The sequence below is a fragment of the Aeromonas dhakensis genome, assembly GCF_002285935.1.
GTDB classification, from domain to species: Bacteria; Pseudomonadota; Gammaproteobacteria; order Enterobacterales; family Aeromonadaceae; genus Aeromonas; species Aeromonas dhakensis.
Genome location: NZ_CP023141.1, coordinates 2,440,843 through 2,466,632 on the forward strand (window position 1 = coordinate 2,440,843; position 25,790 = coordinate 2,466,632).

The following is a 25,790-nucleotide window of genomic DNA, read 5'->3' on the forward strand; positions in this document are numbered from 1 at the left end:
ATGACAAGGGAGGCCGAAGCCTCCCTTGTTCTATTTTGCATGTTGCGGTTAACCGTTACTCGCTGGCATAACCCGCGGGGCCGAGCAGGGTGCCGTCAAGCAGGGCGGCCCCCTCCAGCATCTGCAGCCTGCCTTCACAGAACCACTGCACCACCAGCGGGTAGATGCTGTGCTCCTGCACCTGCACCCGGGCTGCCACCTCTTCGGCCGTGTCCCCTTCGAAGATGGGGACGCGCGCCTGCAGGATCACCGGGCCGCCGTCGAGCTCTTCGGTGACGAAGTGGACGCTGGCGCCGTGTTCGTCGTCACCGGCGTCGATGGCGCGCTGATGGGTATGCAGCCCTTGGTACTTGGGCAGCAGGGAGGGGTGGATGTTGACCATCCGACCGGCAAAGTGCCGCACCAGGTCGGCACTCAGGATCCGCATAAAGCCGGCCAGCACCACCAGGTCGGGCTGATAGTCGTTCATCAGCGCCAGCAGGGCGGCGTCATACTCTTCCCGACTGGCAAACTGCTGCTGGGCGAGGATGGCGGTGGCCACCCCCGCCTCTTTGGCGCGCACCAGCCCGTAGGCATCGGCCTTGTTGCTGATGACGCCGACCACCTGACCGGCAATCTTGCCGTCGGCGCAACTGTCGAGAATGGTCTGCAGGTTGCTGCCGTTGCCGGAGATAAGGACCAGGATCCGCATCATTGGATGATGACCTGCTCCTCGCCATCGGCCGCCTTGGCGATGTGGCCGATATGCCAGGCGTTTTCGCCTTCTGCCTTGAGCAGGGTCAACGCTTTTTCAAGCTGATCCGCCGGCAGGGCGATGATCATGCCGACGCCGCAGTTGAAGGTGCGGTACATCTCGTGGCGGGTGACGTTGCCGGCTTCTTGCAGCCAGCTGAACACCGCCGGCCACTGCCAGCTCTGCTCGTCGATCACCGCCTGGGTGTTGGCGGGCAGCACGCGCGGGATGTTCTCCCAGAAACCGCCACCGGTGATGTGGGAGAGGGCGTGGATCTCGCACTCCTTGATGAGCTTGAGCACGGGTTTCACATAGATGCGGGTCGGCTCCAGCAAGGCATTGGCCAGGGTGGTGTCACCCAGCGGCTGCTGCACGTCGGCCTTGGAGACTTCCAGGATCTTGCGAATGAGGGAGAAGCCGTTGGAGTGGGGGCCGCTGGCGGCCAGGGCGATCAGGGCATCCCCGTCGCCGACCTTGCTGCCGTCGATGATCTCGCTCTTCTCCACCACGCCGACGCAGAAACCGGCGATGTCGTAATCTTCCCCTTCATACATGCCCGGCATCTCGGCGGTTTCGCCGCCCACCAGGGCACAGCCGGACTGCTCGCAGCCGGCACCGATGCCGGTGACCACGGCCGCGGCGGTGTCGACGTCCAGCTTGCCGGTGGCATAGTAATCGAGGAAGAAGAGGGGCTCGGCGCCCTGCACGATCAGGTCATTGACGCACATGGCCACCAGATCGATGCCCACGGTGTCGTGCTTCTTCAGGTCGATGGCGAGGCGCAGCTTGGTGCCCACCCCGTCGGTGCCGGAGACCAGCACCGGCTCCTTGTAGCCCGCAGGGATTTGACACAAGGCCCCAAAGCCGCCAAGACCACCAAGGACTTCAGGACGACGAGTGCGCTTTGACACGCCCTTGATACGTTCAACCAGTGCATTGCCGGCATCGATATCCACGCCAGCATCCTTGTAGCTCAGTGAGGTTTTGTCAGTCACGCGTATTCCCCGTCATTTAAACAAGTGGAGGGTAAAATTCGGGGCGTATTCTAACAGTGGCGGTGAAAAACCAGAAAGGAAATCGTTTGCGCGTTTTTGCGCAGAAATGCTCTACAAGCGGCGGCTTTTGTTGTATGATTCCGCGATTTTTTTGCGGCAGTTAGAGGAGATAATAATGAAAGTCGTTGAAGTCAAACACCCCCTGGTCAAGCACAAGATCGGTCTGATGCGTGAAGGCGATATCAGCACCAAGCGTTTCCGTGAACTGGCCAAGGAAGTGGGCAGTTTGTTGACCTACGAAGCGACCTCTGACTTCGAAACCGAGAAGGTTACCATCGATGGCTGGAACGGGCCAGTGGAAGTTGACCAGATCAAGGGCAAGAAGGTCACCGTGGTGCCCATCCTGCGTGCCGGTCTGGGCATGATGGATGGCGTGCTGGAGCACATGCCGAGCGCCCGCGTCAGCGTGGTCGGTATCTACCGCGACGAAGAGACCCTGCAGCCGGTTCCCTACTTCGAGAAGATCGTCAGCAACATCGAAGAGCGTCTGGCGCTGGTCATCGACCCCATGCTGGCCACCGGCGGCTCCATGATCGCCACCATCGACCTGCTCAAGAAGAAGGGCTGCCAGTCCATCAAGGTGCTGGTGCTGGTTGCCGCGCCGGAAGGCATCAAGGCGCTGGAAGCCGCTCACCCGGACGTGGAGCTGTTCTGCGCCTCTATCGACCAGGGCCTGAACGAGAAGGGCTACATTGTCCCGGGTCTGGGCGACGCCGGCGACAAGATCTTCGGCACCAAGTAAGCCGCGATCGCCTCATCGCGTGCCTGCAGGCGCGCAAACGGAGCCGGCACCTCGCCGGCTCCGCTGTTTCTCCCGCCCCCGGCTTGCTGCCATGCGCGCCTTGCCGCTACCATAAGCACCATCTCCCATTTCGAGACTTTTCTCATGCTCAAACGTGTTGTGACCGCCCTCTGCTGCGGCTTGTCATTCATGGTGTCGGCCGCCCAGGTGACCGATCTCTATCAGGGCAAGGCCCCCACCAGCGGCGACATGGCGGCAGCCCAGTCCCAGGCCCTGGGCGAGGTGCTCGTCAAGGTGACCGGCAAGCGCGACATCCTGACCCAGCCGGCGGTGGTCAAGGCGTTGGCGGCCCCCGGTGCGTTCGTGCAGCACTACGGTTATCAGGACGTGGGGCCGGTGAAGTTTCTCAAGGCCGATTTCGACGTGACCAAGGTCAATGCCCTGGTGGCCGAGAGCAAGTTCGCCCTGCTGGGCCCGGCCCGGCCGCAGGTCGCCATCTGGCTGGTGATCAATGAAGGGGAGCGGCGCATTCTGCCGGATCAGTCCAGCGACGGCTGGGCCGCCGCCCTGCGTACCCAGGCCCAGGCGATGGGGCTGCCGGTCAGCATTCCGCTGATGGACTTGGATGACAACATGGCGGTCAATGCCACCGACGTCTGGGGCCGTTTCGCAGATCCCATCCTCAAGGCGAGCCAGCGTTACGGTGCCGAGATGGTGGTGCTGGGCAAGCTCACCCCGGAGGGGGACAAGTGGAGCATCGACTGGGGTCTCTACGGGCCCAAGGCTGGCGGTGAGCTGAGTGAACTGACCAGGGGCGAGGGCGCCGGCAGCCAGGCCGAGGTAGCGCAGACGTTCGCCGATGCCCTGGCGGGCTGGCTGGTGCAGAACTACGGGGCGCGCATCTCCGGTGTTGCCTCCAGCCAGACGCTGGTGGTGGAGGGGCTGTCCGGTATCGACGGCATGATCACGGTGCAGAAAATGCTGCAGGGGATGGCCAGCGTCACCAAGGTGGAGATTGGCAAACTGGAGGGGGACAAGGTGACCTTCAACCTGAGCCTGCAGGGGGACAAGGCCGAGCTCATCCGCGGGCTGCAGCTGGAGAGCCGGTTGCGCCAGCTGGCGGATACCCCAGAGGGGCTGAGCTACCAGTGGTCGCAGCCCTGATCCTGGTCGAGGATCCTGACCGTTCGGCCGTGAGGTATGGGCGCTCTCCTGCCAGGGCTTGGGTGCGCCGGCCAAGGAGTAGCCGTTCCCGTTAGCAATGGTCGCAGCCTGGATCCTTTATGAGGATCCACACCGCCCGGCATCGTCCGGGCGGTTCTCTATCCGCCTTCACGATGATACACTTGCCCGCAAATGTCACAGTCAAAGCCCAACGAGTGAAGCAACCGGCCCAACTGTCTTTAGCCGTACAACTACCGGATGATGAAACCTTCGTCAGTTTTTATCCCGGCAACAATGCTCATCTGATCACCGCCCTCAAGAATGCGGCCATTGGTCAGGGTTCGCCTTTCCTCTATTTCTGGGGGGCCAAGGGATCGGGCCGCTCCCATCTGCTGCACGCCACCTGCGCCGAGGTCAATGCTCGCGACGCTGCCGCCGCCTATCTCTCCCTCGATCAGTTCGAACAGCTGGATCCCAGCATGCTCGACGCCCTCGAAAGCCTGCCGCTGGTCTGCCTCGACAGCCTGGAAGCGATCGCCGGCAATTCGCTGTGGGAGCGCGCTTTGTTCGACTTCTACAACCGCTGGAAGGAGAAGGGCGAGGGGACCCTGGTGGTGACCGGTTGCAGCGCGCCGCGCAAACTGGGGCTGCAGCTGCCGGATCTCGCCTCCCGCCTCGATTGGGGGGTGAGCTTCCACCTCGACGAGCTGGACGATGAGGGCAAGCTCAGTGCCCTGCAGCTGCGTGCCGAGCTGCGGGGCTTCAAACTGCCCATCGACGTGGGCCGCTTCCTGCTCAACCGCCTCTCGCGCGACATGCGCACCCTGCTCACCACCCTCAATCAGCTCGACAACGCCTCTTTTCGTGCCAAGCGCAAGCTGACTATCCCCTTTGTTAAAGAGATCCTCGAGCTCTGAGCCCTTCGGGTGTTTTTGAGCGTGAGCGACGCCTAAGCAATGAATAAAAAGAAACCCCGGCCAGTGGCCGGGGTTTTGCTATCTCAAGGACTTTCTCAAAGAGTTCTGGCTATCAGTGGAACTGATCTTCTTCGGTGGAACCCGTTAAAGCGGTCACCGAGGATTGGCCACCCTGGATGACGGTGGTCACCTTGTCAAAGTAACCGGTGCCCACCTCTTGCTGGTGTGCCACGAAGGTGTAGCCCCGCTCGGCAGCGGCGAACTCGGGCTGTTGCACCATCTCGACGTAGTGCTTCATCCCTTCGCCACGGGCGTACTGGTAGGCCAACTCGTACATGTGGAACCACATGTTGTGGATCCCTGCCAGGGTGATGAACTGGTACTTGTAACCCATGTCGGACAGTTCCTGCTGGAAGCGGGCGATGGTGGCATCGTCCAGGTTCTTCTTCCAGTTGAAGCTCGGGGAGCAGTTGTAGGCCAGGATGCGATCCGGGAACTGGGCCTTGATCGCTTCGGCAAACTTGCGCGCCTCGTCCAGATCCGGCTTGGCGGTTTCGCACCACACCATATCGGCGTAGGGGGCGTAGGCCAGACCGCGGGCGATGGCCTGATCGATGCCTGCACGCACCTTGTAGAAACCTTCGGCGGTGCGCTCACCGGTCAGGAAGTCCGCATCGTAAGGATCCGCATCCGTGGTCAGCAGGTCTGCCGCGTTGGCGTCGGTACGGGCGATCACCAGGGTGCTGGTGCCGCACACGTCGGCCGCCAGACGAGCCGCGACGAGCTTCTGCACCGCTTCCTGGGTCGGGACTAGCACCTTGCCACCCATATGGCCGCACTTCTTGACGGAAGCGAGCTGATCTTCGAAGTGCACGCCGGCGGCGCCAGCTTCAATCATCCCCTTCATCAGCTCGAAGGCGTTCAGCACGCCGCCGAAGCCGGCTTCCGCATCCGCGACTATGGGGAGGAAGTAGTCGATGAAACCCTCGTCTTGCGGTCCGACCTTGTTGGCCCACTGGATCTGGTCGGCACGGGCGAAGGAGTTGTTGATGCGCTCCACCACCGACGGCACCGAGTTGGCCGGATAGAGGGACTGATCCGGATACATGGTGGAGGAGAGGTTGTTGTCTGCCGCTACCTGCCAGCCGGAGAGGTAAATCGCCTCGATCCCCGCCTTGGCCTGTTGCACCGCCTGGCCGCCGGTCAGGGCGCCGAGACAGTTGACGTAGCCCTTCTTGGCGCCGCCGTGGATCAGCTCCCACAGCTTGTCGGCGCCACGTTGGGCCAGGGTGTGCTGCGGCTGCAGGCTGCCGCGCAGGTTGACCACGTCCTCGGCGCTGTAGCCGCGCTTGATCCCTTTCCAGCGGGGGTTCTGTGCCCAGTCTTTCTCGATAGCCTGGATCTGTTGCTCACGGGTCAGTGCCATATCAGTTCCCTCTTTCATTGATTTCACGTTTCCATTGACTTGTTATTGGCGAGCCCCTTGCGGAGCCCGTGATTCAGAGCCGCTCGTAACCGGGCAGCGTCAGAAAATCGATCAGGGTATCGGCGCAGGTGATCTCTTCCATCAGGGCGCTCGCCTCGGCGAAGCGACCCGACTGCCAGCGGGCTTCGCCCACCTCGCGTTTGACCACCTCCTGCTCCTCGGCCAGCATCTGGCGGAACAGATCCTTGGTCACCACCTGGCCGTTGGAGAGGCTCTTGCCGTGGCGGATCCACTGCCAGATGGAGGTGCGGGAGATCTCGGCGGTAGCCGCATCTTCCATCAGACCGTAGATGGGCACGCAGCCGTTGCCATTGATCCAGGCCTCTAGGTATTGCAGAGCGACCCGGATGTTGGTGCGCATGCCTGCCTCGGTGCGCTCGCCCTCGCAGGGTGCCAGCAGGTCGGCGGCTGTGATGGGGGCATCCTGCTCGCGCAGCACGCCGATCTGGTTCTTGGCGCCGGCCGGGATGGTGGCGTTGAACACGGCCATGGCGGTGTCGGCCAGGCCCGGGTGGGCCACCCAGGTGCCATCGTGACCGTTGTCGGCTTCACGCTGTTTGTCGGCATGTACCTTGGCGAAGACCTGCTCGTTGACGGCGGCATCCTTGGCCGGAATGAAGGCAGCCATGCCCCCCATCGCCAGCGCGCCGCGCTTGTGACAGGTCTTGATCAGCAGACGCGAATAGGCACTCAGGAACGGTTTGTCCATGGTCACCACCTGGCGGTCCGGCAGGACGCGATCCGGGTGGTTCTTCAGGGTCTTGATGTAGCTGAAGATGTAGTCCCAGCGGCCGCAGTTGAGGGCGACGATGTGATCCTTCATCTGATAGAGCAGCTCGTCCATCTCGAACACCGCCGGCAGGGTTTCGATCAGCACGGTGGCCTTGATGGTGCCGCGGGGCAGGCCGAACTTGTCTTCAGTCCAGGCGAACACCTCGCTCCACCAGCGCCCTTCCAGGTGGCTCTGCAACTTGGGTACGTAGAAGTAGGGGCCGGATCCCTTGGCCAGCAGCGCCTTGTGGTTGTGCAGGAAATAGAGGGCGAAGTCGAACAGGCCGCCGGGAATGGGGGCACCATCAAAGGTGACGTGTTTCTCCGGCAGGTGCAGACCGCGCACCCGGCAGATGAGCACCGCAGGATCCGCATTGAGGGTATAGGATTTCCCCTCCGGGCTCTGGTAGGCAATGGTGCCATTGACCGCATCGCGCAGGTTGATTTGACCCTCGATCACCTTGTTCCAGGCGGGGGCCAGCGAATCTTCGAAGTCCGCCATGAACACCTTGACGTTGGCGTTGAGGGCGTTGATCACCATCTTGCGCTCGACCGGGCCTGTGATCTCCACACGGCGATCCTGCAGGTCGGCAGGAATGCCGCGTACTGTCCAGTCGCTGGCGCGGATGTGGGCAGTCTCAGGCAGGAAGTCCGGCAGCTCGCCGCCATCGATACGTGCCTGGCGTGCCACACGTTGTTTCAACAATTCGTCCCGTTGGGGAGCAAAGCGTTCCACCAGTTCGGATACCAGGGCCACCGCGTCCGGCGTCAGAATTTGCGCGTAATCGGGATGCATTTCGCCCTGGATGCGCAGACGGGCGCTACAGTGGGTCTGGGCCGGTGCCGACATAGTGTTCACTCCTTTGAGAATTACATTTTGAACTAATTAACTACGACTAAAGTCGATCTCTGTTTTTTCAATCTTCCCGTAACAACGGGATAACACGATTCATAAGGTGCGAAATATTGCTCTATTCGTCAACAGCTTTTTTAAAACGCCTGTTTTGGTCATGACATTAACTTTATGTTTTAAAAGGATTTGTTTAATTAGCGCAAAAACTCTATGCAGATGGTTATGCTCTTGTTTTCCATCCCTTCGCGGCGGCCCCATATCGGGGGGAGAACAGTCGATGGGATGTAACTTATTACGTAATAAAATTACAAATGCAAAAACAAATCCCGACCTCACTCCAAGCTTTCAAAAAACGTCCGTATGAAATGCGTTTGAGCAACCCAGCAATCGCTTGGTGCCTTCTGGCATTGGCTGGAGAACGGTTGTTTAAAACTTAAGTCGCTCAATGGGACCAAATGGGGTCCGGTGGCAGCCGAGTGAGAAAGTGATGGGCAATAACGTAGGTTTGTATCACCTCGGGGAATGGCGTGTGCAGGTGAGGGGAGGGATGCTGGTAGCAGATATGACTGCCGCTATTTCGTTACGCAGGATATTGTTGTTATTTGTATCAGCGGGCCATCCTGGCCCTCAAAGGAGGTATGAAGGGGAGATGATCCCGAGTGTCGCGACCCTGATCTCCCGTGACAGGAAAGGGTTGACGACAGGGCTGACGGTTCAGTAGTCATCGTCCGGCGCCGCCAGATCGACGATGTCGAGCCGTACGATGGGGCCATGCTCGGCCACATACTGGTTGGCACCGGTTTCGGTGGCCGGCTGGGGCAGGGGAGAGTGTTCGGGTTGTGTTTCAACTGCTTGCGTCATGGGTGCTTGCCTCACTGGATTGCAAGCCGGTTGGTGACTCCATCACCCGGGTTTCCACCTCCCTGTACGAATTGCCGGCGGAAAAGTCGCGTATCCTAGCGATACTCTCGAAAGGTTTCAAGCGGTTCTGAATAAAATCCGTACCGCAACTGATTGGTGACTCTTTGACGGAGAGGGTGTGGCCCGAGAGGCTAACGGCGGGTGAAGATCGGGATGACGGGCAAAAAAATAGCCCAGTCGCTGGACTGGGCTATTTTCGGGGAATGATGGTCGGCGTGAGAGGATTTGAACCTCCGACCCCTGACACCCCATGACAGTGCGCTACCTGGCTGCGCTACACGCCGACAAGGTCAGTCTGTGCTGACGGGGAGGAAGTCTAATGTTCCGCACCTTTGGACGCAACTCCTTTTTTATCATAGAGATGCTGACTGCTTCTTTATTGCTCAGCACAGATGGAACTTGGGGGCGCCAGCGGGATTTGGCATAATCGCCGCCCCGCCGCGGGCATGGATGGCGGGACCTATGCCACAGAGATCGGCGGCATGGGGCCGTGATACCGTCTTTCGCCGACAGCATGATCTGTCGTCATCAACCAGTCAGAGAGGAGCAGGGCGTGAAACCATCGGACGTTGCAGCACAGGCGAGCCAGCACGAGCAGGACGAACGCTGGATGCGCCATGCCATGGCGCTGGCCGCCAGGGCCGAGGGGATCGGCGAGATCCCGGTGGGCGCCGTGCTGGTGCTGGGGGAGGAGATCGTCGCAGAGGGTTGGAACCGCTCCATCAGCGAGCACGATGCCTGTGCCCATGCCGAGGTGATGGCGCTCCGGGCTGCCGGCGAGCGGCTGCAAAATTACCGTCTGCTCGACACCACCCTCTATGTGACCCTGGAGCCCTGCTGCATGTGTGCCGGTGCCCTGATCCACAGCCGGGTCAAGCGGGTGGTCTATGGCGCGCGGGACTTGAAGACCGGGGCGGCCGGCTCAGTGTTCGAGATCCTGCAGGACCCGCGTCACAATCACAGGGTCGAGCTGACCGGCGGCGTGCTGGCAGAGGCCTGCTCGGCCCAGCTGTCGGATTTCTTCAGGCGTCGCCGCGCCGAGAAAAAAGCCGCCAGATTGGCATTGCAACAAACCCCGGCCGCCGACGATTGAGACGCATTGGCGCAAGCGGTGCGCTCCCGCGGCGCTTGCGCTACATTTTTAACTTTATAAAACAGTCGCTTGCCATTTTCTTCATGGCATCTTTGATGCCGCTTTCTTGCCTGCAAATAAGCCCGGTTCACGGGACCTTCATGTAACAAAACTGTCATGCAACCGCCATATAATGCCGCCAAGCCTAGCTCACATTGAGGTTTTGCATGTCATCGGAATCGTTGCACCTGGTTATGGCGGGGAGCAGAAAGCGCCGTATCAAGGATAAGTTGGCCAAGTACGGGGTGACCACGGGCGGAGCCCTGGTACTGGTCGCCCTGTTGCTTATTTTCTTCTATCTGCTCTATGTGGTGAAACCCATCTTCAACGGCGCCTCCATGGAGCCGACCGCATCGTTTACCCTGCCCATTCAGGGCAAGACCGCCTGGCTCGGGGTGGAGGAGCAGAACGAGATCGGCTATCGCTTCAGCGACCAGGGTCAGGTCAACTTCTTTGCCGTCCAGAATGATGGCAAGGTCAAGGTGGGCCAGTCGCTCGGTCAGGCACAGGTAAAGGGTGACATCACCGCCGTCGCGCCGCCGTCGCCGGGCCAGAAGCTGATGGCCTACGGTTTTGCCGACGGCAAGGCCCAGGTGGTGCAGCCCGCTTTCAAGGTCTCCTATCCCAACGACGTGCGGGTCATCGAACCCAGTCTGCAGTACCCCTTCGGCGAAGAGCCGGTCGTGGTGGACCCTGCGGGCAAGGCGCTGTCGCTGATGGTATTTGAAGCCACCAAGGACAAGATGGCCACCGCGGCCGTGACCGCTGATGGTCGCGGCGTCATGATGGTGATGAGCGGCGAGGAGAACTTCCTCTCCGGCGAAGTCGAGTGGAGCGCCCAGAACTACACCATCCCCTCCCTGCCGCGTCACGTGGATCAGATGTTGCTGACCCCCAACCTGCGCATCCTGTTCGTGCGCGATGGCAACCGCCTCTCGGTCTACGACATTCACAACCTGAACGACATCTCCCTGCGCAACGTGCTGGAGATCAACGCCCCCGATGCCAACGTGACCCGGGTCGAGCTGCTCTCCGGCGCCTCTTCCCTGCTGGTGGGCAACGACAATGGCGTCATCTCCCAGTGGTTCGAAGTGGCCCGGGATGGCAAGCGCCAGTTCACCCAGATCCGCGACTTCAAGGGCGATGGTGCCGTGGCGCAGCTGACCCCCGAACATTTTCGCAAGGGTTTCATCAGTGCCGACAAGAGTGGCTCCATCAGCTTCTTCCACGCCACCGGCGAAACCAAGCTGCTGAGCGAGAAGGTGGAGGGCGGCGCCCTGTCGGCGCTGGCAATCTCCCCCCGTCACAACGTGCTGCTGATGCAGCAGGGGGACGCCTTCAAGCTGTTTGCGGTGGAGAACGAACACCCCGAGGTAACCTGGTCGGCGCTCTGGCAACAGGTGTGGTATGAAGGCTACCCCGAGCCCCAGTACGTCTGGCAGTCCACCTCCGCCAGCAACGACTTCGAGGCCAAGCTGAGCCTGGTGCCGCTGGTGTTCGGCACCCTCAAGGCCTCCTTCTATGCCATGGTGTTTGCGGTGCCGCTCGGCGTCGCCGGCGCCATCTATACCGCTTACTTCATGTCGGCGGGGCTGCGCAAATACGTCAAGCCGACGGTGGAGATCATGGCGGCCCTGCCGACCGTTATCCTCGGCTTCCTGGCGGGTCTGTGGCTCGCACCCATCATCGAGGGGGCGCTGCCCGGCGTGGTGCTGCTGCTTATCCTGTTGCCGATGGGGATGCTGCTGACCGCCTTGATCTGGAACTACCTGCCGGAGCGCGGCAAATCCTGGTTGCCGGAGGGGTGGCACGCCATCCTGCTGATCCCGGTACTGCTGCTGATTGGCTGGGGCGCCTTCGCGGTGAGCCCGCTCATCGAGAACGCCTTCATGCACGGTGACTCGCGCATCTGGCTGACCCACGACATGGGCATCAAGTTTGACCAGCGCAACTCCCTGGTGGTCGGCATCGCCATGGGCTTTGCGGTCATTCCCACCATCTTCTCCATCGCCGAAGACGCCGTCTTCTCGGTGCCCAAGCACCTCACTCAGGGCTCCCTGGCCCTCGGTGCCACCCCGTGGCAGACCCTGAGCCGGGTGGTGATCCTCACCGCCAGCCCGGGCATCTTCTCGGCGGTGATGATGGGCCTTGGCCGCGCCGTGGGCGAGACCATGATAGTGCTGATGGCCACCGGCAATACCCCCATCATGGACTTCTCCATGTTCCAGGGGCTGCGCACTCTGGCCGCCAACATCGCGGTGGAGATGCCGGAATCGGAAGTGGGCAGCTCTCACTATCGGGTACTGTTCCTCGCCGCCTTCGTGCTGTTCGTGTTCACCTTCTTGTTCAATACCCTGGCCGAGTTCATCCGTCAGCGGTTGCGTGAAAAATACAGCTCCCTGTGATGGGCTGCTCTGTAAGGATCGAGGAATCGACAATGGGTAAGTGGTTTAAATCGGGGGCCCCCTGGATCTGGATGACCGGCGGCGCCGTCAGCCTGAGTCTGGTAGCGGTACTGGGTCTGCTGCTGCTGATCGGCTGGCGTGGTCTGGTCTACTTCTGGCCCCACCCCATCTATGAGTGGCAACTGGAAGACGCCCAGGGCAACAAGAGCGTGCTGATCGGCGAAATCAACGACCGCGAGCTGGTGCCGGTCGAGCGGCTGCGGGCCGCCGGCCTGCCGCTGGCAGGGGAGGAGCGCGAGCTGCTGACCCGCTATCTGGTCAAGACCGGCAACCGCGAGTTCGTCGACCTGGACTTCCGCTGGGTGCTGGAGACCGACATCAAGTCCCAGAGCCTGCCGGCGGAGCTGGCCATGGTGGAGCGCGCCACCAACGGCAACTTCTACGGCTATATCGTCGCGGTGAAAGAGGATGGCCGCGAGCTCACCTCGGATCTGCATCCTGCCCTGCAGCGGGTGTTGGCGCGGGCCAACGGCCTCTCAAGCCAAGCCGACGATCTGCAAAAAGGGGACATCGGCAGCATCAACTATCAACTGGAGCGGCTGCGCCTGAAAGAGCGCAAGGCCGAGCTGGATGACAAGCTGACCGATCAGCTTAAAGCCGAGCTGGCGAGCGAGCGTCAGGCTCTCAACGATCGCTATCAGGTGCTGGAGAAGGAGCTCTTCTCCCTGCGTGCCCAGGCAGACAGAGACAGCATCACGGTCAAGGACATGCGCGGCGAGCTGGTGACCATGCCCATGTCCAAGGTACTGGACGTGGTGTGGCCCAACGACATGAGCCTGCCGGCCAAGGTGGGTTACTGGTTCCACCAGATCGGTAAGTTCGTCTCCGACGATCCGCGCGAGGCCAACACTGAGGGCGGGGTATTCCCGGCCATCTTCGGCACCGTCTTCATGGTGTTCCTGATGGCGATCATCGTGACTCCGTTGGGGGTCATCGCAGCGGTCTACCTGCACGAGTACGCGGGCAAGAACAGCCTGACCAAGATCATCCGCATCGCAGTGATCAACCTGGCGGGCGTGCCCTCCATCGTGTACGGCGTGTTCGGTCTGGGCTTCTTCGTCTACACCCTCGGTGGTTCGCTGGACCAGCTGTTCTATCCGGAAGCGCTGCCGAGCCCGACCTTCGGCTCCCCTGGCGTCATCTGGTCGGCGCTGACCCTGGCCATCCTGACCCTGCCGGTGGTGATCGTCTCCACCGAAGAGGGGCTGGCCCGGATCCCGAGCACCATCCGCCAGGGGTCCCTCGCGCTGGGTGCCACCCAGGCCGAGACCCTGTGGCGCATCGTGCTGCCCATGGCGAGCCCGGCCATCATGACCGGCCTCATTCTGGCCATCGCCCGCGCGGCCGGTGAGGTGGCGCCGCTGATGCTGGTGGGGGTGGTGAAACTGGCGCCGACCCTGCCGATGGACGGCAACTTCCCGTATCTGCACGTGGAGCGCAAGTTCATGCATCTGGGCTTCCACATCTATGACGTCGGCTTCCAGAGCCCCAACGTCGAGGCGGCGCGTCCCCTGGTCTACGCCACCTCCTTCCTGCTGGTGACGGTGATCGTCGGCCTCAACCTGACGGCCATCGGTATCCGCAACCACCTGCGTGAGAAGTTCCGCTCTTTGGAACATTGATGACGATGAGCCTGATGGGCATCCGCAACCACTTGCGTGAAAAATTCCGGTCGCTGGAACATTGATAGACCAGCACCACAGAGACGGGCAGGGAACGGGGTTCCCTGCCAGCCAAGCGTTCCGGCCGCGGGCAATGAGAGTGCCCGCCGCCACCGACAGATTTTGAGGTAACAGATGATCAACGTAACGACCGCAGCGACCCAGCACACCGCGACCGACCTGCTCAACCTGAGCCCGGAGCAGACCGCGCTGGAAGTGAAGGATCTCAACCTGTACTACGGCAACAAGCAGGCGCTGTTCAACGTCAACATGAAGATCCCCAAGGGTCAGGTCACTGCCTTTATCGGCCCTTCCGGCTGCGGCAAGTCCACCCTGCTGCGCTGCATCAACCGGATGAACGACCTGGTGGAGATCTGCCGCATCGAGGGCGAAATTCAGCTGCACGGCCACAACATCTACGACAAGAGCGTCGATGTCTCTGCTCTGCGCCGTCAGGTGGGCATGGTGTTCCAGCGTCCCAACCCCTTCCCCAAGTCCATCTACGAGAACGTGGTCTATGGCCTGCGCCTGCAGGGCATCAATGACAGACGCACCCTGGACGAGGCGGCCGAGCGCTCCCTGCGCGGCGCGGCCCTGTGGGACGAGGTGAAGGATCGCCTGCACGACAACGCCTTCGGCCTCTCCGGTGGTCAGCAGCAGCGGCTGGTGATCGCCCGCGCCATCGCCATCGAGCCGGAAGTGCTGCTGCTCGATGAACCGACCTCGGCGCTCGACCCCATCTCCACCCTCACCATCGAGGAGCTGATCAACGAGCTCAAGAGCCAGTTCACCGTGGTGATCGTGACCCACAACATGCAGCAGGCGGCGCGGGTCTCGGATCAGACCGCCTTCATGTACATGGGTGAGCTCATCGAGTACTCGGACACCAACACCATCTTCACCACCCCGGCCAAGAAGAAGACCGAAGACTACATCACCGGTCGTTACGGCTAAGGGATGCTGGCGATGGAGATGAGCAAGATGAGCATCAACAAACAGATTACCGGTCAGTTCAACGACTAGGGCGTGTTGGTGCAACAAGGGTTATGGGGATGAGCAAGATGAGCATCAACAAACAGATTACCCGTCAGTTCAACGACTAAGGCATACTCGGAGCATCAAGGATTATTGGTATGGACAATATGAACCTCAACAAACACATCTCCGGTCAGTTCAATGCCGAGCTCGAGAGCGTGCGCAACCAGGTGCTGGTGATGGGCGGGCTGGTGGAGCAGCAGCTGACCGACGCCATCGCGGCGATCCACGATCAGGATCTGGACGCGGCCCGCAAGATCGTGGCCAACGACCATAACGTCAACGCCATGGAAGTGGCGATCGACGAGGAGTGCACCCGTATCATCGCCAAGCGCCAGCCCACCGCCTCCGACCTGCGGCTGGTGATGGCCATCATCAAGACCATCACCGATCTCGAGCGCATCGGCGACGTGGCGGACAAGATTGCTCGGATGCTGACCGACAACGCCAACAAGCCGCAACCGCCGTTGGTGTCGCTGGAGAACATGGGCCGCCGCACCATCAAGATGCTGCACGACGTGCTGGACGCCTTCGCCCGCATGGATCTCGATGCTGCACTGGCGGTCTACAAGGAAGATGACAAGGTGGACCGGGAGTACGAGTCCATCATTCGCGAGCTGATGACCTACATGATGGAAGATCCGCGCACCATACCGCAGGTGCTCAACGTGCTGTGGGCGGCGCGAGCCATCGAGCGGGTCGGCGATCGTTGCCAGCACATCTGCGAATACATCGTCTACTACGTGAAAGGCAAGGACGTGCGCCACACCAAGGCAGACGACCTGGGCACCCTGCTGGGGAAAGGGTGAGTCTGAAATGAATAAAAAGGCGCTTTGAGCGCCTTTTTTGTTGCCTTTTCAGTCAGTGCAAGATATCGCCACCCGACTGGCGCTTTTCTGCTAGAATATGCCCCCTGTGTGAGTTCCGGATCGACTCACGGTCCGGTCTCCCGGACCCAGTTTGCCGTCTTGTGCTAAGGCGGGTGTAGCAATAGGTTAATCATGAGTTTTGCCGATAGTTTATTTTTCCTGATGCTGCTGGTTGCCGGCAGCGTGTTCTTCTCTCTCTCCGAGATCTCCCTCGCCGCCTCCCGCAAGATCAAGTTGCAGGTGATGGCCGATGAGGGCAACCGCCATGCCGAAAAGGTACTGGCACTGCAGGCCCAGCCGGGCAACTTCTTTACCGTGGTGCAGATCGGGCTCAATACCGTCGCCATCCTGGGCGGTATCCTGGGCGAATCCGCCCTGAACCCGGCCATCAAGGAGCTGGTCTCCGAGTTTTATCAGGGGCCCTGGCTGAGTGAAATCAGCTCGGCGACCTCCTTCGTGTTCGTCACCGGCATGTTCATTCTCATCGCCGATCTGATGCCCAAGCGCCTCGCCATGACCATGCCGGAGCGGATCGCCGTGGTGGTGGTGCGCCCCATGCTGCTGTGCGTCACCCTGCTGATGCCGCTGGTGTGGCTGTTCAATGGCATGGCCAACGGCCTGTTCCGCCTGCTGCGTATCTCCATGGTGCGCAACGACGAGATCACCTCCGACGACATCTATGCGGTGATGGATGCGGGGGCCGAGGCCGGCGTCATCCAGCGCGAGGAGCATCAGCTCATCGAGAACGTGTTCGAGCTGCAGTCCCTCGGTGTCACCTCGGCCATGACGGCGCGCGAGAGCCTCATCTACTTCACCCTGCAAGAGGGGGAGGAGAGCATCAAGGCCAAGATCGCCGAGCACCCCCACAACAAGTTCCTGGTGTGCGACCACAACCTCGACAGCATCAAGGGCTTCGTCGACTCCAAGGAACTGCTGATCCGGGTCATCAGCGGCCAGAGCATCGATCTCAACAGCGGCTCCCTGGTGCAGAACGTCATCATCATCCCCGACACCCTCAACCTCTACGAGGCGATGGAGTACTTCAAGAACCATCGCGGCGACTTTGCGGTGGTGATGAACGAGTACGCGCTGGTGGTGGGTATCGTCACCATGAACGACCTGATGAGTACCGTCATGGGCGAGTGGGCCACCCACGTGGTGGAAGAGCAGATAGTGCAGCGGGACGAGAACTCCTGGCTGGTGGACGGGGTGACCCCCATCTCCGACGTGATGCGTGCCTTCGACATCGAGGAGTTCCCGGAAAACCAGAATTATGAAACCATCGCCGGCTTCATCATGTACATGCTGCGCAAGATCCCCAAGCGAACCGACTCGGTCAAATACGCCGGTTACAAGTTTGAAGTGGTGGACATCGACAGCTACAAGATTGACCAGCTGCTGGTCACCCGGGTCGAGGCCACGCCGGCCGACAAGCCCGCTCAGGAATAGTAAAAGGAGCTCGTTAGCAATCATGAAGATGCAGTCTCATTCCCGTGCGCTGGCCTGTGTAGCGCTCGCCCTGGCACTCGGTGCCTGCAGCCAGAGCGCACCGCGCAAGGCCACTCCCGTCGCCAAGCCGGCCGCTCCCAAGGCTGCCGTGGTCATGCCGCAGCCGGATCCCGATGCGGTGGTGCAAAGCGCCGTGGCGGAGCCGAGCCCGGTGTTCGACGAGGAGTATCACGGCCCGGATCAAGGTTCGCTCGAGTCGGTAACCGCCCTGTTTGCCCGTGGCTACATCGAGTCGGCCATGCGTGAGACCATGCTGGCGGCGGTGCACAGCGACTATCCGCTGCTCGGCATGCGGGACGTGCGCCTGACCGACCCGGTGGCCAAGTTCCTCACCTCTGCCCAGGCCCGTACCACGGCCCACGACTACCTCTATGCCGGGGTGCAGCGCCGGTTGGGGCGCCCGCTCAGCCCCGCCCAGTGGGAGCAGATCTGGCAGGGGTATCCCCAGCAGGGTCGAGTTTCCGACTGGGTCAGACAGACCAAGCGGGTACTGGCCGGGCGTTGAGCCACCAGTTCATCTGTTGCCACAAGAGGCCACCTTAGGGTGGCCTCTTGCTTTTCTGCCTTCTGAGTTTGTGGTTTTGCGGTGATGCCGGTTGCCGTCGGGCGGGCTTTGCTTTATCTTGTTTTGGCCATCTAAACATCTATATGTTTTTATGGCTGATTTATTCAGGGTGACGATGGCGACGGGTTGCCGCGCCGCCGGGGCAGGCGCAACGGATAAAGCGCACAGTCCCGCACAGCAAGACAACAACACAACAAGAGACGAGACAGATGGATACGCAGGCATTGTGGATACTGGATGGCGGCATGGGGCGCGAGCTGGCACGGCGGGGCGCGCCGTTTCGCCAGCCGGAGTGGTCGGCGCTGGCCCTGATGGAGGCCCCCGAGACGGTGCGAGAGGTGCACCGGGCCTATGCGGCGAGCGGGGCCCAGGTCATCACCACCAACAGCTATGCGCTGGTGCCGTTTCATATCGGTGAGGCGCGTTTTGCGGCAGAGGGGGAGGAGCTGGCGGCGCTGGCCGGTCAGCTGGCCCGCGAGGTGGCTGACGAGCAGCCGGGTAGCGTGCAGGTGGCCGGCTCCTTGCCGCCGCTCTTTGGATCCTACCGTGCCGACCTGTTCGACGCAGGCCGGGTGAGCGAGCTGGCGACCCCGCTTATTCGGGCGCTCTCCCCCCGAGTAGATTTTTGGCTGGCGGAGACCATGAGCCTCATCGCCGAGCCGCTGGCCATCCAGGCCCTGCTGCCCGAGGATGGCAAGCCGTTCTGGGTCTCCTTCACCCTGGAAGACGAGGCGCCGGGTAGCGAACCGACCCTGCGCTCCGGCGAGCGGGTGGCGGATGCCGTGACCGCGTTGGCATCGGCCGGGGTGAACGCCATCCTGTTCAATTGCTGCCAGCCCGAGGTGATCGACGCCGCGCTCAAGGTGGCCAGGGCCGGCCTGCATGCCCTGGGGCGCACCGACGTGCGCCTCGGCGCCTATGCCAACGCCTTCCCGCCCCAGCCCAAGGAGGCGACCGCCAACGACGGGTTGGACGAGATCCGCACCGATCTGGGACCGCTGGATTACCTTGGCTGGGCCGAGCGCTGGCGCGCTGCCGGGGCAAGCCTCATCGGCGGCTGCTGCGGCATCGGCCCGGAACACATTGAGGCGCTGGCCAGCCGGCTGCGTTAAGGAGCGCCCATGAAAGAGAGCAAGATCGGGCTCTGGTCCCTCACTGCACTGGTGTTCAGCTCCATGGTGGGGGCGGGGATCTTCAGCCTGCCCCAGAACATGGCCGAGGTGGCCGGCGCGCGCGCCGTGCTGATCGGCTGGGCCATCACCGGGGTCGGCATCCTGGCGCTCGCCATGAGTTTTCTCTATCTGTCGCGCTTAAGGCCGGAGCTCGATGGCGGCATCTACAGCTATGCCCGGGCCGGTTTCGGCGATCTGGTGGGTTTCTTCTCCGCCTGGGGCTATTGGCTGTGCGCCACCATCGGCGTGGTGGGCTATCTGGTGATCGCCTTCGCGGCGCTGGGCAGCTTCGTCGACACCCCGGAGCGGGTCTGGTTTGGCGAGGGCAACACCTTGGCGGCCTTCATCGGCGAGTCCTGCATCCTCTGGGCGGTGCACTTGCTGGTGGCCCGCGGCGTGCAGCAGGCGGCCCTGTTCAACCTGGTGGCGACCCTGGCCAAGAGCCTGCCGCTGCTGCTGTTCATCCTGTTTGCCTGCTACTGGTTCGACCCGGTCACCTTCGCGGCGGATCAGGAGGGCAGCACTCTGGCGACGCCGGTCTCCGAGCAGGTGCGCAACACCATGCTGATCACCCTCTGGGTCTTCACCGGCATCGAGGGGGCGGCGGTGCTGTCGGCCCGGGCCAGAAACAGGCGGGACGTGGGCACGGCCACCGTGCTCGGGGTGGTGCTGGCGCTGCTGCTCTATGTGCTCATCTCGGTGCTGGCGCTCGGGATATTGAGTCGCCCCGAGCTAGCGGCCCTGCCCAACCCCTCCATGGCGGGGCTGATGGCCCAGATGACGGGCTCCTGGGGCAAGCTGCTCATCAGCGCCGGCCTCATCGTCTCGGTGCTCGCCTCCTACGTGAGCTGGACCCTCTTCTCGGCCGAGGTGCCGTTCAGTGCGGCGCATCACGGCGCCTTCCCGGCTATCTTCCGGCGTCAGAACCGCAACGGCACCCCCATAGCCTCGCTCTGGCTTACCAGCCTGACGGTGCAGGGCTGCCTGCTGCTGGTGTGGCTGCTTGGCAAGGGTTACACCAACCTGCTGCTCGTCTCCACCTCCATGATCCTGGTGCCCTACCTGCTGATCGGCCTGTTCCTGCTCAAGCTCGCCTCCAGCGGGCAGGGGAACCTCCTGATGCGAGCGGTGGCGCTGGTATCGAGCAGCTATGGTTTCTGGCTGCTCTACGCCGCCGGAATGGAGTACCTGCTGCTCTCCTTGCTGCTCTACGGGCCGGGTCTGCTGCTGTTCCTCTACAGCCGCCGTCAGCTCAGGGCCGAGCAGCCCCTGAGCGGACGCGAGCGGCTGCTGGCCGGGGTGACGCTGCTGAGCCTCATTCCCGCCGTCTGGACCTTTGCCCACGTCTGACCGGGTGGTGACCCAATGCAAGAGAGCGCCCAAGGGGCGCTCTCTTTTTGTCTGCGACGTTGTGCCTAGCGGCTGGCGGGGCCGGCCGGCTTGCCGAACAGCACCGCGAGCTTCTGTCGCCAGGGGAGGCCCCGGGCCTCTTGCAGCATGTCGCGCCACTCGTGGAAGGTGAGGGTGAGCGGGTTGAAGCTGTGGATGGGTTTGGTGATGCCAAAGCGACACGGCTCGCCTAAGTCTTCTTCCACGAAGGTACCGAACAGCCGGTCCCAGATAATGAGCACCCCGGCGAAGTTGCGATCGATATATTTGGCGTTGCTGGCGTGGTGCACCCTGTGGTGGGAGGGGGTGTTGAAGATGGCTTCCAGCCAGCCAAGCTTGCCCACCACCTGGGTGTGGACGAAGAACTGGAAGCCCAGGCTCAAGAGCACGGTGGCCACCACGGCCTCGGGCGGGAAACCGATGAGGATCATGGGGATCCAGAACAGCCACATGCCGGAGACCGGGTACATCAGGCTCTGGCGAAAGGCGGTGGAGAGGTTGAGCCGCTCCGAGCTGTGGTGCACCACGTGGGAGGCCCAGAGCCAGCGCACATGGTGGCTCGCGAAGTGGAACAGCCAGTAGCAGAGATCCTGCAACAGGAAGAGCAGCAACAGGCTCCAGACGTTCAGCCCTATGTCCAGCAGCCGCCAGCCCCAGAGGATGTCGTAGAGGTAGGCGATGGCGATGGCCGCCAGCGCGTCTCCCCCCTGATGCATCAGCGCCAGGGTGGCGTTGGCGAAGAGATCCTTCCACTGGTAGCCGGCGCTGGGAAAGGCGGCGCCATGCTTGCGCAGGTAGAGCATCTCCCAGCCGATAAAGGCCACAAAGATCGGCGAGAGGTAGAGCAGGAGCAGTTGCACATCCATGTCGGGTATCCAGTCAGAGCAATTGCTCTCCAGCATAAAGGATGAATGCAAACTTTCATTAACATTTTGCTGCGGTGGGTGTGTTCAGCTGGAGCTTGATGTGGCATGTGGCCAACGGCGGCCCATCAATTGGTATGACGACTCCCTGAGCGGCGGGTGCAGTGACTATGCTTGATGAGGCTTTCTACCTCTGGAGTGGCAGATGATGCGGCTGTGGTGTTGTTTGTTGATGGGGGTCTGCCTGCTGGCGCAGGCCAAGACCCGGGTCGAGATCCTGGCCGATGCCAACTATCCCCCCTACTCCTGGCAGGAGGGAGAGGAGGTCAAGGGGATCTATGCCGACATAGTGCGCAGCGTGACGGCGTCCATGGATGGCTACGAGGTGGTGATCAAGGCCATGCCCTGGCGACGGGGTCTGAGCATGGTGGAGCAGGGCAGCGCCTTCGCCATCTTCCCGCCCTATTACCTGCCCGACGGTCGCCCCTGGATGTGGCCCTACTCCCAGCCCCTGCTCGACGAAGAGCTGGTGGTGATGTGTGGCACCGGGGTGGCCGTCAACACCCCGCAGGCGCAGTTCCCGACCGACTACTACGGCCTGCGCTTTGGCATGAATGCCGGTTTTACCATCGGTGGCGCCCTCTTCTGGCAGGCGATCAAAGAGCAGAAGATCGGGCTGGAGGAGGTGAAGAGCAACCGGGAGAACCTGCTCAAGATCGTGCGCGGCCGGGTGGACTGCACCGTCAACGACCGGCTCTCGCTGCTCTATGAGCTGCTCAGCATGATCAAGGGCAACCAGCTGGCGGTGGCCGACATGTCCCAGCTCAAGCAGGGGCCCGTGCTCAGCCGGGAGCAGGGGTTTCTCGGCTACAGCCGCAAGGGGGAGTTCGACTTCAAGGAGGACTTTGTCGAGCAGTTCGACAAGCATCTCTACGAACTCAAGAAGCGGGACGGGATCCGGACCATAGTGGAGCAATACCTGGGAAAGTCCCCGCGCTGAACTGATGATGGAGCCGGTCAGATTCAGCCTTCCCGTCGTATCGGCCAAGCAACAGAGGGACTATGAGTCCCTCTGTTGCTTTTATAGTCAGCTTGAACTTGCCCATATGACAACCGCACTCCCTCATGCCTCATCACCATCTGGCGACTGGTCTGTTTGAAAATTCAATGTAACCTGTTGTTTTCAAATGGTTAGAGAGGCAGTTATGCAGTGGGTGAAAAGAGGGGCTGTGATCGCCCTGTTGTGGAGTGGCGGTGTGTGGGCCGATCCCGCTCAGGAGCTGGTCAGTCTGCTCAACAGCGAGCAGCAGGCGGAGCAGCTGCAGGCCCAGATGCAGGCACAGATGATCCCGCTGATCATCCGAGGCGCCGGCGAACATGCACAGGAGTTGGCCCAGCACCGCGATGTACTGGAGGCCTGGGTGAACCGTTACCTCTCCTGGCCAGCCATGAGTGCCGAGGTGGCCGCCATCTACCGTAAGCATTTCACCGAAGCCGAGCTTCAAGGAGCTGATCGCCTTCTATCAGAGCCCGGTCGGGAAAAAATCCCTGGATACCATGCCGGCCATCTTTCAGGAGAGCTCACTGGTGGGTAAATCCCTGGCCGAGCGCAACATGCCGGCACTGCAAGCCATGCTGGATGAAGCAAAGCGCAAAGCGACAAAATAGACGCAGTCGGCAGGGTATCAACGCAAAGAGGGAGCCATGGGCTCCCTCTTTCTTTTTGTGCGTTATCCCTTAGAGCACCTGGCTCAGGAACTGGCACAGGCGCGGGGAGGGGGGATTGTCGAAGAAATCCGCCGGCTTCTCGTCCACCAGCAGCTCGCCGCTCTCCATGAACAGCACCCGATCCGCCACTTCCCGGGCAAAACCCATCTCGTGGGTGACCACCACCATGGTCATCCCCTCGCGGGCCAGCCCCTTCATCACGTCCAGCACCTCGCCGACCATCTCGGGGTCGAGTGCGCTGGTGGGCTCGTCAAACAACATGATGCGCGGCTGCATGGCGAGCGCCCGGGCGATGGCCACCCGCTGCTGCTGGCCGCCGGAGAGCTGGGAGGGGTAGCTCTGGGCCTTGTTGGAGAGCCCAACCTTGAGCAGCAGGGCCTTGGCTCTGTCCTCGGCGTCCTTGCGCGACAGCCCACGCACCTTTTGCGGTGCAAGGCAGATGTTGTCCAGCACGCTCAGATGGGGGAAGAGGTTGAAGGACTGGAACACCATGCCCACCTCTTCTCGCAGCTTGTTGACGTCGCCAGGCTCGGTCAGGCTGATGCCATCCACCACGATCTGGCCGTCGTTGATGGTCTCCAGCTGGTTGAGGGTGCGCAGGAAGGTGGATTTGCCCGAGCCGCTGGGGCCGACGATCACCACCACTTCCCCTTCGGCCACCTGGGTGCTGACGTTTTTCAAGGCGTGCACCTCGCTGCCGTAGAACTTCTCCACTGAGCTTGCCTTGATAATCGGATCAGTTGCTGCGCGCATATTTCACCTCCAGACGGCGTACAAGGAAGGAGAGAGTGCCGGTCAGCACCAGATAGAGCAGGGCCACGGTGAACCACACCTCGAACGGGCTGAAGGTGGAGCTCACCACCTCCCGTCCCGCCTTGGTGAGATCCGTGATGGAGATGACCGACACCAGCGAGGAGTCCTTGATGAGGTTGATGAACTGGCCCGCCAGCGGCGGCAGTACCCGCTTGAAGGCTTGCGGCAGGATCACGTAGCGCATGGTCTGGGCCGAGGTCATGCCAAGGCTGCGACCCGCTTCCATCTGCCCCTTGTGGATGGAGCTGATGCCGGCACGGACGATTTCCGCCACGTAGGCGCCGGTGAAGACCGCCAGTGCCGCCACCCCGGCGGTGAAGCGATCCAGATTGAGTACAGTGCCGATAAAGAAGTAGACGATGAAGATCTGTACCAGCAGCGGGGTGCCGCGGATGAGCTCCACATAGGTGATCGCCAGGTTGCGCAGGGCCGGATTGGGGGAGAGCCGTGCCAGCCCCGCCAGGGTGCCGAGCAGGATGGCAAAGATGCCCGCTACCAGCGAGAGCTTGATGGTCATCCAGACGCCCCAGGCGATGGGGCCGGCGGTCCAGCTCAGCTGGGTGTCGAGGGTATCGCCGCGAAAGACGGTGTCCCCTTGCGCCACCTGACCACCGCTGACGGCGATGGGCTGACGCTGGTTGGGATCGAGATCGTTTTGCAGGAACAGCTTGCCCTTGTCGGCCTCTGTGGTGCCGGCGACCACGGTGCCGTCGAACTCGGCGTAATTTTTCTGCTCCGCCTGGTAGGCGATGTATTGGGGGATCCGCTCCCAGCGCCAGGTGTAATCCACCGATTGCACCGCCTTGTAGATGCCGAACAGGGCGGCCAGCACGATCAGCAGGAAGACGCCGTGCCAGAGCAGTTGATTGGGTTGTTTTTCCATCTGTCTTGTTGGGTTGTGCACTGTCGCAACCTCGTTGTAGTTATTGTGTGGGGATCTGCGTGAAGGGGCGGCGGGCCGCCCCTTGCGAGGTTACTTGAGCTGATCAAGCCAGGCGGTGGATTCGAACCACTTCTTGTAGAGGCGGTCGTAGCTGCCGTCGCCCTTGATCTGGCGCAGGTAGTTGTTGAACCAGTTGAGGGTGTCCTGATCCCCCTTGCGGATGGCCCAGGCCAGCGGTTCGAAGGTGAACGGCTTGTCCAGATGCACCACGGCGCCCTTGTTCTGGGTGGCGAAGATGGCGTTGTAGGGCAGGTCGTAGACGAAGGCGTCGACCTTGCCGTTGATCACTTCCAGCTTGGCGTCATCCTGGGTTTCAAACTGCAGCAGGGTGGCTTTGGGGATCAGGCGCTTGACCGCCTGCTCGCCGGTGGTGCCGAGCTTGACCGCAATCTTGTATTTGGGGTCGTTGAGGTCGGTGAAGGACTTGATCTCGCCGGCCTTGTCCTTGCGCAGGACGATGGTCTGCCCGACCACGATGTAGGGGTCGGCAAAGTTGACGCGCAGGTTGCGCTGGGGGGTGACGGTCATGCCGCCCATGATGACGTCGAACTTGTCGGTCAAGAGCGCGGGGATGATGCCATCCCAGGCGGTGTTGACGAACTCCACCTTCACGCCCATCTCCTTGGCGACCAGCTTGGCCAGATCCACGTCAAAGCCGATGTACTGGCCCTGCTTGTTGGTCATCTCGAAGGGTTGATAGCCGGCGTCGAAACCGACCCGCAGCACGCCGCGCTCCAGCACGGCATCCAGGGTGGAACTGGGGGCCGCGTTGGCCAGCCCGCACAGCAGCAGGGTAGAGAGAATGAGTTTTTTGATCATAAGTGACGTCTCTGTCAAAAGTGTGTTCAGCCTTGAACCTGATCCCGTGCGACTCCGTGGCACAAGAGACTGCTGCATCCGGCAACAGGGCAAGACAGGATTATTGTCTTGATTGAGGCGAAAGCCCCATATGGGATTCTATTCGCTACCAGCTGAGTGAAAAATGTACCAAATGCCGATTGTGC

General features: G+C 61.7%; 24 protein-coding genes and 1 tRNA gene. 15 read left to right on the top strand and 10 right to left on the bottom strand.

Annotated elements, in window-relative coordinates:
- Positions 1 to 55: 55 nt before the first annotated feature.
- Both purN and purM read right to left on the bottom strand, forming a co-directional pair.
- Positions 56 to 694, bottom strand: coding sequence for a phosphoribosylglycinamide formyltransferase (purN, locus tag CK627_RS11690; protein ID WP_094696670.1), 639 nt, complete (start codon positions 692 to 694; stop codon positions 56 to 58).
- Positions 691 to 1,728: a phosphoribosylformylglycinamidine cyclo-ligase gene (gene purM / locus CK627_RS11695; RefSeq protein WP_005302746.1), complete on the bottom strand. Its 1,038-nt coding sequence runs from the start codon at positions 1,726 to 1,728 to the stop codon at positions 691 to 693. The genes purN and purM overlap by 4 nt, the downstream gene beginning before the upstream one ends.
- 175 nt (positions 1,729 to 1,903) lie before the next feature.
- On the opposite strand from purM, the gene upp reads away from it, so the two are divergent.
- From upp to hda, 3 genes are all read left to right on the top strand, one after another.
- Positions 1,904 to 2,530, top strand: coding sequence for a uracil phosphoribosyltransferase (gene upp / locus CK627_RS11700; protein WP_005302745.1), 627 nt, complete (start codon positions 1,904 to 1,906; stop codon positions 2,528 to 2,530).
- Positions 2,531 to 2,674: 144 nt separating this feature from the next.
- Complete coding sequence (locus CK627_RS11705) at positions 2,675 to 3,694, top strand: DUF2066 domain-containing protein (protein ID WP_095592412.1); 1,020 nt, start codon at positions 2,675 to 2,677, stop codon at positions 3,692 to 3,694.
- Positions 3,695 to 3,909: 215 nt separating this feature from the next.
- A complete protein-coding gene (gene hda / locus CK627_RS11710; RefSeq protein ID WP_167385327.1) occupies positions 3,910 to 4,611 on the top strand; it encodes a DnaA inactivator Hda in 702 nt (233 codons plus the stop codon).
- A gap of 112 nt (positions 4,612 to 4,723) precedes the next feature.
- On the opposite strand, the gene aceA is transcribed toward hda, so the two are convergent.
- The 4 genes from aceA to CK627_RS11730 all read right to left on the bottom strand — a co-directional run bounded on the left by aceA (position 4,724) and on the right by CK627_RS11730 (position 8,926).
- Positions 4,724 to 6,037 carry an isocitrate lyase gene (aceA, locus tag CK627_RS11715; RefSeq protein WP_005302742.1) on the bottom strand — a complete coding sequence of 438 codons (1,314 nt, stop codon included), beginning with the start codon at positions 6,035 to 6,037 and terminating at the stop codon, positions 4,724 to 4,726.
- Positions 6,038 to 6,110: 73 nt separating this feature from the next.
- On the bottom strand, positions 6,111 to 7,718 hold the full coding sequence (aceB, locus tag CK627_RS11720) for a malate synthase A (protein WP_042051994.1): 1,608 nt from the start codon (positions 7,716 to 7,718) through the stop codon (positions 6,111 to 6,113).
- Between the two features lie 717 nt (positions 7,719 to 8,435).
- Positions 8,436 to 8,582 (bottom strand): hypothetical protein, encoded by a 147-nt coding sequence (locus tag CK627_RS22840; protein ID WP_164465069.1) that lies wholly within the window; start codon positions 8,580 to 8,582, stop codon positions 8,436 to 8,438.
- 267 nt (positions 8,583 to 8,849) lie between these two features.
- Positions 8,850 to 8,926, bottom strand: a tRNA-Pro gene (locus CK627_RS11730).
- A gap of 269 nt (positions 8,927 to 9,195) precedes the next feature.
- Between CK627_RS11730 and tadA the strand changes: the two genes are divergently transcribed.
- From tadA to CK627_RS11775, 9 genes are all read left to right on the top strand, one after another.
- Positions 9,196 to 9,735 carry a tRNA adenosine(34) deaminase TadA gene (tadA, locus tag CK627_RS11735; RefSeq protein WP_017783968.1) on the top strand — a complete coding sequence of 180 codons (540 nt, stop codon included), beginning with the start codon at positions 9,196 to 9,198 and terminating at the stop codon, positions 9,733 to 9,735.
- 206 nt (positions 9,736 to 9,941) lie between these two features.
- Positions 9,942 to 12,179 (top strand): ABC transporter permease subunit, encoded by a 2,238-nt coding sequence (locus CK627_RS11740; RefSeq protein ID WP_095592415.1) that lies wholly within the window; start codon positions 9,942 to 9,944, stop codon positions 12,177 to 12,179.
- A gap of 32 nt (positions 12,180 to 12,211) precedes the next feature.
- The gene (gene pstA / locus CK627_RS11745; RefSeq protein WP_017778548.1) at positions 12,212 to 13,861 is read left to right on the top strand and encodes a phosphate ABC transporter permease PstA; all 1,650 of its coding nucleotides are present in this window, start codon (positions 12,212 to 12,214) and stop codon (positions 13,859 to 13,861) included.
- Between the two features lie 174 nt (positions 13,862 to 14,035).
- Complete coding sequence (gene pstB, locus CK627_RS11750) at positions 14,036 to 14,854, top strand: phosphate ABC transporter ATP-binding protein PstB (protein ID WP_005302736.1); 819 nt, start codon at positions 14,036 to 14,038, stop codon at positions 14,852 to 14,854.
- 179 nt (positions 14,855 to 15,033) lie between these two features.
- The gene (gene phoU / locus CK627_RS11755; protein WP_005302735.1) at positions 15,034 to 15,744 is read left to right on the top strand and encodes a phosphate signaling complex protein PhoU; all 711 of its coding nucleotides are present in this window, start codon (positions 15,034 to 15,036) and stop codon (positions 15,742 to 15,744) included.
- Between the two features lie 192 nt (positions 15,745 to 15,936).
- Positions 15,937 to 17,253 carry a polyamine export protein PaeA gene (paeA, locus tag CK627_RS11760; protein WP_017786247.1) on the top strand — a complete coding sequence of 439 codons (1,317 nt, stop codon included), beginning with the start codon at positions 15,937 to 15,939 and terminating at the stop codon, positions 17,251 to 17,253.
- A gap of 22 nt (positions 17,254 to 17,275) precedes the next feature.
- Positions 17,276 to 17,818 (top strand): hypothetical protein, encoded by a 543-nt coding sequence (locus CK627_RS11765; RefSeq protein WP_167385328.1) that lies wholly within the window; start codon positions 17,276 to 17,278, stop codon positions 17,816 to 17,818.
- Between the two features lie 269 nt (positions 17,819 to 18,087).
- The gene (locus tag CK627_RS11770) at positions 18,088 to 18,990 is read left to right on the top strand and encodes a homocysteine S-methyltransferase family protein (RefSeq protein ID WP_095592416.1); all 903 of its coding nucleotides are present in this window, start codon (positions 18,088 to 18,090) and stop codon (positions 18,988 to 18,990) included.
- Positions 18,991 to 18,999: 9 nt separating this feature from the next.
- Positions 19,000 to 20,400 (top strand): basic amino acid/polyamine antiporter, encoded by a 1,401-nt coding sequence (locus CK627_RS11775; protein ID WP_095592417.1) that lies wholly within the window; start codon positions 19,000 to 19,002, stop codon positions 20,398 to 20,400.
- Positions 20,401 to 20,465: 65 nt separating this feature from the next.
- Here the strand turns inward: CK627_RS11775 and CK627_RS11780 are convergent, their stop codons facing one another.
- Positions 20,466 to 21,305 carry a sterol desaturase family protein gene (locus CK627_RS11780; protein WP_167385329.1) on the bottom strand — a complete coding sequence of 280 codons (840 nt, stop codon included), beginning with the start codon at positions 21,303 to 21,305 and terminating at the stop codon, positions 20,466 to 20,468.
- 229 nt (positions 21,306 to 21,534) lie between these two features.
- On the opposite strand from CK627_RS11780, the gene CK627_RS11785 reads away from it, so the two are divergent.
- The 3 genes from CK627_RS11785 to CK627_RS23030 all read left to right on the top strand — a co-directional run bounded on the left by CK627_RS11785 (position 21,535) and on the right by CK627_RS23030 (position 22,970).
- Positions 21,535 to 22,302 carry a substrate-binding periplasmic protein gene (locus CK627_RS11785; RefSeq protein ID WP_095592419.1) on the top strand — a complete coding sequence of 256 codons (768 nt, stop codon included), beginning with the start codon at positions 21,535 to 21,537 and terminating at the stop codon, positions 22,300 to 22,302.
- A 229-nt stretch (positions 22,303 to 22,531) separates the two neighbouring features.
- Complete coding sequence (locus CK627_RS11790) at positions 22,532 to 22,897, top strand: DUF2059 domain-containing protein (protein ID WP_254425304.1); 366 nt, start codon at positions 22,532 to 22,534, stop codon at positions 22,895 to 22,897.
- Positions 22,860 to 22,970 carry a hypothetical protein gene (locus CK627_RS23030; RefSeq protein WP_254425305.1) on the top strand — a complete coding sequence of 37 codons (111 nt, stop codon included), beginning with the start codon at positions 22,860 to 22,862 and terminating at the stop codon, positions 22,968 to 22,970. Before CK627_RS11790 ends, CK627_RS23030 begins: the two co-directional genes overlap by 38 nt.
- Positions 22,971 to 23,039: 69 nt before the next feature.
- On the opposite strand, the gene CK627_RS11795 is transcribed toward CK627_RS23030, so the two are convergent.
- The 3 genes from CK627_RS11795 to CK627_RS11805 form a co-directional block, all read right to left on the bottom strand.
- Positions 23,040 to 23,783 (bottom strand): amino acid ABC transporter ATP-binding protein, encoded by a 744-nt coding sequence (locus CK627_RS11795; protein WP_095592420.1) that lies wholly within the window; start codon positions 23,781 to 23,783, stop codon positions 23,040 to 23,042.
- A complete protein-coding gene (locus CK627_RS11800) occupies positions 23,767 to 24,726 on the bottom strand; it encodes an amino acid ABC transporter permease (protein WP_041203158.1) in 960 nt (319 codons plus the stop codon). The genes CK627_RS11795 and CK627_RS11800 overlap by 17 nt, the downstream gene beginning before the upstream one ends.
- Positions 24,727 to 24,816: 90 nt before the next feature.
- Positions 24,817 to 25,605: a transporter substrate-binding domain-containing protein gene (locus tag CK627_RS11805; RefSeq protein WP_167385330.1), complete on the bottom strand. Its 789-nt coding sequence runs from the start codon at positions 25,603 to 25,605 to the stop codon at positions 24,817 to 24,819.
- Positions 25,606 to 25,790: the final 185 nt, after the last annotated feature.

Bases quoted from the DNA above. Each gene is read 5' to 3' on its own strand.
- CK627_RS23030 (WP_254425305.1), top strand. From the start codon at position 22,860: ATGCCGGCCATCTTTCAGGAGAGCTCACTGGTGGGTAAATCCCTGGCC.
- CK627_RS11775 (WP_095592417.1), top strand. From the start codon at position 19,000: ATGAAAGAGAGCAAGATCGGGCTCTGGTCCCTCACTGCACTGGTGTTC.
- aceB (WP_042051994.1), bottom strand. From the start codon at position 7,718: ATGTCGGCACCGGCCCAGACCCACTGTAGCGCCCGTCTGCGCATCCAG.
- pstA (WP_017778548.1), top strand. From the start codon at position 12,212: ATGGGTAAGTGGTTTAAATCGGGGGCCCCCTGGATCTGGATGACCGGC.
- CK627_RS11785 (WP_095592419.1), top strand. From the start codon at position 21,535: ATGGGGGTCTGCCTGCTGGCGCAGGCCAAGACCCGGGTCGAGATCCTG.
- pstB (WP_005302736.1), top strand. From the start codon at position 14,036: ATGATCAACGTAACGACCGCAGCGACCCAGCACACCGCGACCGACCTG.
- CK627_RS11800 (WP_041203158.1), bottom strand. From the start codon at position 24,726: ATGGAAAAACAACCCAATCAACTGCTCTGGCACGGCGTCTTCCTGCTG.
- CK627_RS11770 (WP_095592416.1), top strand. From the start codon at position 18,088: ATGGATACGCAGGCATTGTGGATACTGGATGGCGGCATGGGGCGCGAG.
- upp (WP_005302745.1), top strand. From the start codon at position 1,904: ATGAAAGTCGTTGAAGTCAAACACCCCCTGGTCAAGCACAAGATCGGT.
- CK627_RS11780 (WP_167385329.1), bottom strand. From the start codon at position 21,305: ATGGATGTGCAACTGCTCCTGCTCTACCTCTCGCCGATCTTTGTGGCC.
- aceA (WP_005302742.1), bottom strand. From the start codon at position 6,037: ATGGCACTGACCCGTGAGCAACAGATCCAGGCTATCGAGAAAGACTGG.
- paeA (WP_017786247.1), top strand. From the start codon at position 15,937: ATGAGTTTTGCCGATAGTTTATTTTTCCTGATGCTGCTGGTTGCCGGC.
- CK627_RS11765 (WP_167385328.1), top strand. From the start codon at position 17,276: ATGAAGATGCAGTCTCATTCCCGTGCGCTGGCCTGTGTAGCGCTCGCC.
- CK627_RS11795 (WP_095592420.1), bottom strand. From the start codon at position 23,783: ATGCGCGCAGCAACTGATCCGATTATCAAGGCAAGCTCAGTGGAGAAG.
- CK627_RS11705 (WP_095592412.1), top strand. From the start codon at position 2,675: ATGCTCAAACGTGTTGTGACCGCCCTCTGCTGCGGCTTGTCATTCATG.
- phoU (WP_005302735.1), top strand. From the start codon at position 15,034: ATGGACAATATGAACCTCAACAAACACATCTCCGGTCAGTTCAATGCC.
- purN (WP_094696670.1), bottom strand. From the start codon at position 694: ATGATGCGGATCCTGGTCCTTATCTCCGGCAACGGCAGCAACCTGCAG.
- CK627_RS11740 (WP_095592415.1), top strand. From the start codon at position 9,942: ATGTCATCGGAATCGTTGCACCTGGTTATGGCGGGGAGCAGAAAGCGC.
- CK627_RS11805 (WP_167385330.1), bottom strand. From the start codon at position 25,605: ATGATCAAAAAACTCATTCTCTCTACCCTGCTGCTGTGCGGGCTGGCC.
- CK627_RS22840 (WP_164465069.1), bottom strand. From the start codon at position 8,582: ATGACGCAAGCAGTTGAAACACAACCCGAACACTCTCCCCTGCCCCAG.